This is a genomic window from Amycolatopsis sp. NPDC028719 (assembly GCF_055565395.1).
Genome location: NZ_JBVHUL010000002.1, coordinates 1,182,596 through 1,187,682, shown reverse-complemented (window position 1 = coordinate 1,187,682; position 5,087 = coordinate 1,182,596). Strand labels below are relative to the sequence as shown.

Annotated in this window: 5 protein-coding genes; all 5 read left to right on the top strand. The window is 74.7% G+C overall.

The annotated features are described in order from the left end of the window. The first annotated feature begins 11 nt into the window (after positions 1 to 11). The 5 genes from ACZ4TR_RS13615 to ACZ4TR_RS13595 all read left to right on the top strand — a co-directional run bounded on the left by ACZ4TR_RS13615 (position 12) and on the right by ACZ4TR_RS13595 (position 5,085). Positions 12 to 944, top strand: coding sequence for a GHMP family kinase ATP-binding protein (locus tag ACZ4TR_RS13615; protein ID WP_465287309.1), 933 nt, complete (start codon positions 12 to 14; stop codon positions 942 to 944). Between the two features lie 5 nt (positions 945 to 949). Next, entirely contained in the window at positions 950 to 1,984 is a 1,035-nt protein-coding gene (locus tag ACZ4TR_RS13610; protein ID WP_465287308.1) for a pyridoxal-phosphate dependent enzyme, read from the top strand. Beyond that, positions 1,981 to 3,180: an ATP-grasp domain-containing protein gene (locus ACZ4TR_RS13605; protein WP_465287307.1), complete on the top strand. Its 1,200-nt coding sequence runs from the start codon at positions 1,981 to 1,983 to the stop codon at positions 3,178 to 3,180. The genes ACZ4TR_RS13610 and ACZ4TR_RS13605 overlap by 4 nt, the downstream gene beginning before the upstream one ends. Before the next feature lie 166 nt (positions 3,181 to 3,346). Beyond that, positions 3,347 to 4,903, top strand: coding sequence for an argininosuccinate lyase (locus tag ACZ4TR_RS13600; RefSeq protein WP_465287305.1), 1,557 nt, complete (start codon positions 3,347 to 3,349; stop codon positions 4,901 to 4,903). Further along, positions 4,900 to 5,085 (top strand): MbtH family protein, encoded by a 186-nt coding sequence (locus tag ACZ4TR_RS13595; protein ID WP_364522041.1) that lies wholly within the window; start codon positions 4,900 to 4,902, stop codon positions 5,083 to 5,085. Before ACZ4TR_RS13600 ends, ACZ4TR_RS13595 begins: the two co-directional genes overlap by 4 nt. The last annotated feature ends 2 nt before the right edge of the window (positions 5,086 to 5,087 follow it).

The following is a 5,087-nucleotide window of genomic DNA, read 5'->3' as shown; positions in this document are numbered from 1 at the left end:
AGGAGAACGCCATGACCGAAGACCTCGCGGTCGCCGCACCGGCCCCCGCCACCGTTACCAGCCCGCGCGCGGGCAGCTTCCGCGTCGACGCCCACCACGGCGAGATCCTGCAAGGGGTGTTCGTCACCGATGGCCGGCTCCGCCGCGGCCTGGTGACGCTGCCGTGCCCGCTCTACAGCACCCGCGCGACCTTCCTGCCCACCGACGATGCCGGCACGACCGTGCGTCCCGCGTGGCGCAGCAAGGCCCGCCGCGCCGCCGACCTCACCCTGGCGAGGCTCGGGCACCCGGTCCCGGGCGGGCTGCTCGACATCACCAGCGACATCCCGCTGTGCCGGGGATTCGGCTCCTCGACCGCGGACGTGACGTCGGCGATCGGCGCGGTCCTCGCCGCGACCGGCCGCCGGCTCTCGCCCGCCGAGGTCGGAGCGCTGGCCGTCGAGGCCGAAACCGCGTCCGACTCGCTGATGTACGGCGGCCGGGCCGTGGTCTTCGCGCACCGCGAAGGCGAGCCGATCGAGGACCTGGGGGAGCTGATGCCGGTGGCCGTCCTCGGGTTCGGTACCAGCCCGGGCGGGCGCGGCGTCGACACCCTGGAGCTCCCGCCCGCGCGCTACACGTCGTGGGAGATCGAGGCGTTCCGGCCGTTGCGCGGCCTGCTGCGGCGGGCCGTGCGCGACGGGGACGCGGGCCTGCTCGGCCGCGTCGCCACCGCCAGCACCCTGCTCAACCAGCGTCACCTGCCCATTCCCGGGCTGGACGACGTGCTCGCCGCCGCCCGCGCGGCCGGGGCCACCGGCGTCCAGGTGGCGCACAGCGGCGACGTCGCCGGCCTGCTCTTCGACGCGGGCGACCCCGAAACCCCGGCCCGGCTGGAGTTCGCCGCCGCGCGGCTGGCCGCCCTGGGCGTGACCGAGACCTGGCAGTTCGAAACCGAGAGGTGAGTCCGATGACCCTTGCCGCCCCCGTCAGCCACACTGTGAGCCGGTCCGTCGTGGAGGCGACCGAGCTGCCCCGGATCATCCGCATCCGGCCGAACTTCCACGTCGCGGCCTTCGGCCTGATGAAGCTGCTGCCCGCCCGGTTCATGCTCGACCGCGCCGAAGAACGCGGCGAAGTGGGCCCCGGCACGACCGTGCTCGAGACGTCTTCGGGCACCTTCGGCCTCGGCCTCGCCATGGTCTGCCGGCTGCGCGGCTACCCGCTCACGATCGTCGGCGACCCGGCCATCGACGCGCCGTTGAAACGCCGCCTCGAACACCTCGGCGCCCGCGTCGAGATCTGCCCGGAGCCGAGCCCGGTCGGCGGGTTCCAGCGCGCGCGGCTCGACCGGCTGGAGGAGCTGCGCGCGGAGTACCCGAACCACTGGGTACCCGGCCAGTACAGCAATCCGGACAACCCGCGGTCGTACGCGCTGGTGGCCGAGCAGCTCGCCGAGACGATCGGCGTGCCCGACTGCCTGGTCGGCGCGGTCGGCTCCGGCGGGTCGACGTCGGGCACGAGCTCGTTCCTGCGGATGCTCGTCCCGGACCTGACGCTCATCGGCGTCGACACCCAGCGCAGCGCCATCTTCGGCCAGCCCGACGGCCCCCGCGTCCTGCGCGGGCTCGGCAACAGCCTGGTCCCGCCCAACGTCGAGCACACCGGCTACGACCAGGTGCACTGGATCGGCGCGGCGGAGGCGTTCGCCGCGACGCGGGACCTGTACGCCCGGCACTGCCTGTTCATGGGCCCGACCGGCGGCGCGTCCTTCAAGGTCGCCGACTGGTTCTCGCGCCGGAACCCGGACGCCACCGTCGTCGCGCTGCTGCCGGACGAGGGGTACCGCTACCAGGACACGGTGTACTCCGACGAGTGGCTGCGCGCGCAGGGGCTCGCGCACGCGGGGGCGGCCGAGCCGTACGAGGTCGTCGCGCCGACCGAGCCGGGCGGCTCGTGGACCTGGCTGAACTGGGGCCGGCGCTCGCTGGCCGACGCGTCGTGAAGGGCACGCTGCTGCTCGTCGAGAGCAACACCACCGGCACCGGGCGCCTGTTCGCGCGGCAGGCCCGGGAGCTGGGGTACGAGCCGGTGCTGGCCGCGGCCGACCCTTCGCGGTACCCGTACGCGGCCGAGGACGGCGTCCGCGTCGTCCGGTGCGACACGTCGGACGCGTGCGCGGTGCTGGATTCGGACATCGGCGAGCTCGCCGGGGTGACCAGCAGCTCGGAGTACTTCATCCCGGTGGCGGCCCGGATCGCGGCGAAGCTCGGCCTGCCCGGGCCGGATCCCTTGGCCGTCACGGAGTGCCGGAACAAGGCGCACCAGCGGGCGGTGCTCGGGACGCCGTGCACGGTGGCGACCTCGGTCTCCGAGGCCGTCGCGGCGGCGGTCGAATTCCCGGTGGTGCTCAAGCCGGCCGAAGGGTCGGGGAGCGTCGGGGTGCTGCGGTGCGAGACGCCGGAGGCGGTGGCCACCCAGGCGGCGGCGCTGCTTTCGGTGACGCACAACGAACGCGGGCTGCCGGTGCCGGCGCAGGTGCTGGTGGAGCCGTACGCGAGCGGGCCGGAGTACTCGGTCGAGCTGTTCGGTGACGTCGTGGTCGCGGTGGTGCGCAAGCACCTGGGACCGGCGCCGTTCTTCGTCGAGGTCGGCCACGACGTCCCGGCCGCGCTGCCGCCGGCGGACGAGACGGCGTTGATCGACACGGCCCGGGCGGCGGTGACCGCGCTGGGCCTCGGTTTCGGCGCGGCCCACGTCGAGATCCGCCTGACCCCGTCCGGCCCGTGGCTGATGGAGGTCAACCCGCGCCCGGCGGGCGGCATGATCCCGGAGCTGGTCCGCGCGTCGACGGGCGTCGACCTGGTGGCGGCGCAGGTAGCGGCGGTTTTGGGCCTGCCGCCGGACCTGCGGGCTTCCCGGCGGGCGTGTGCGTCGCTGCGCTTCTTGACGGCCACGTCCTCCTCGGTGGTCGCGGCCGGGGACGCGGCGGCGAAGGCGTCGACGGTGCCGGGCGTCGCCGAAGCCCGGCTGTACCGGCCCGACGGCACGGTGGTCCGCACGGCCCGCGACTACCGCGACCGGGCCGGGCACGTCCTCGCGGTGGCCGACCGCCCCCGCGGCGCCCGCGCGGCGGCGGCCGCCGGGCTGGACCGGCTCCGGGCCGCCCTGGTCCCCGCCCCGAAGGGAGAAGCCCGATGACCCTGCGGTTCCTCATCACCACGGTGGCGCAGGCCGGGCCCGCCGGAACCAGCCGTCGCGATGCAGTGAATGACTCATTCCTGGCATCCGGCGCAAGGAATGAGTCATTCACTGCGTCCGGACCTGCCACCCCACCCCACCCGGACACCCCGGAAGGAGCACCTCGATGACCATCGCGCAGCCAGGGGTCGTGAGTGCCGAGTCGGGTTCTGACCCGGCTTGCCAGTCACGACCGGCACCCGCGCCGGGCGGGACCGGCCGGCTCAGCAGCCCGATCTCCGCCGCGGCCCGGGAAATCCTCTTCGACCGCGACACCGCCCCCGCCCCCGATCCGGTCGCCGCCGAGCTCGGTCTCATCAGCCAGGTCGACCGCGCCCACGTCGTCATGCTCGCCGAACGCGGCATCGTCGACCGGGCCCGCGCCGGGGAACTCCTCCGCGGCATCGAAAGCCTGCGGTGGCAAGGCTTCGCGCCGCTGCACGACGTCCCCGCGCCCCGCGGCCGCTACCTCGCCTACGAGTCCCACCTCATCGACACCCTCGGCGCCGAGGTCGGCGGAATCCTCCACAGTGGACGCTCGCGCAACGACCTCAACGCCACCGTCGTCCGGCTGCGGCTGCGCGAACCGCACGAACGCCTGCTCGCCGAGTCCGACGCCCTCGGCCGCGCCCTGCTCGACCGGGCCCGGCGCTGGGCCGGCGTCACCATGCCCGCCTACACCCACCACCAGCCCGCCGTCCCGATCACCTACGGCCACTACCTCGCCGGCGTCGCGAGCGCGCTCGTCCGCGACGTCGAGGGCGTCTGGCAGGCCGGGGCGGAGATCGACCAGAACCCGCTCGGCGCGGGCGCGGCCGGCGGCACGTCGTTGCCGGTCGACCAGCACCGCACCACCGCGCTGCTCGGCTTCGCCACCCCGATCCCGAACTCGCTGCACGCCGTCGCGTCGCGGGACCTGGTGCTGCGCCAGCTTTCCGCGGCCACCGTCCTCGGTGTCCTGCTCTGCCGCGTCTCGCACGACCTGCAGGCGTGGACCAGCGCCGAGGCCGGGCTGCTGCGGCTGGCCGACGACGTCGTCGGGTCCAGTTCGATGATGCCGCAGAAGCGCAACCCGTTCCTGCTCGAACACGTCCAGGGCCGGGCGCTCGCCCCGCTCGGCGCGTTCACCGCGTCGGCGAGCGCCATGGCCACCGCGCGCTTCACCAACGCGATCGCCGTCGGCACCGAAGCGGTCGCCCCGGCGTGGTCGGCGCTCGAAGCCGCGACCGACGCCGTCGTCCTGCTGCGGCTCGTCGTCGAGGGCGCCGAGCCGGTGCCGGAGCGCATGTACGAGCGTGCCGTCGACGGCCAGACGGCGGCCACGCACCTGGCCGAACGGCTCGTCGACGCCGGGGTTCCGTTCCGGCAGGCCCACCACGAAGTCGGCGCCATCGCCAAGGAAGCCCTCGACGCCGGGGTGAAGCTGCACGACGTCGCCCGCGTCCGGCTGGCCGGGCAGCCCGAGCACGTCCTCGCCGCGCTCGACCCGGCCGAAGTCGCCCAGCACGCGGCCCACGGCGGTGGCCCGGCCCGGGAGTCCGTGCTCGCCGCCGTCACCGCGGCCGAGACGGGGTTCGCCCGGATCCGCGCCTCGGCCGAGGAACGCCGCCGGCGCTGGAGCCAGGCCGAAGCCGGCCTCGACGACGCCGTCCGATCCCTCATCGACCCCCGGAGCATCCCGTGACCTTCACCGTCGTCCGCAACGACGAAGACCAGTACTCGATCTGGCCGGCCGGGCGGGATCTGCCGCCGGGCTGGCTGAGCGCCGGCGTCACCGGCAGTCGCGAGGAGTGCCTCGCGCACATCGACACCGTCTGGACCGACATGCGCCCGCGGAGCCTCCGCGAGCGCATGGCCACCCGCTGACC

What these genes read in the sequence shown, in the direction of transcription:
- ACZ4TR_RS13615 (WP_465287309.1), top strand. Translation starts at nt 12, where the DNA reads ATGACCGAAGACCTCGCGGTCGCCGCACCGGCCCCCGCCACCGTTACC.
- ACZ4TR_RS13610 (WP_465287308.1), top strand. Translation starts at nt 950, where the DNA reads ATGACCCTTGCCGCCCCCGTCAGCCACACTGTGAGCCGGTCCGTCGTG.
- ACZ4TR_RS13600 (WP_465287305.1), top strand. Translation starts at nt 3,347, where the DNA reads ATGACCATCGCGCAGCCAGGGGTCGTGAGTGCCGAGTCGGGTTCTGAC.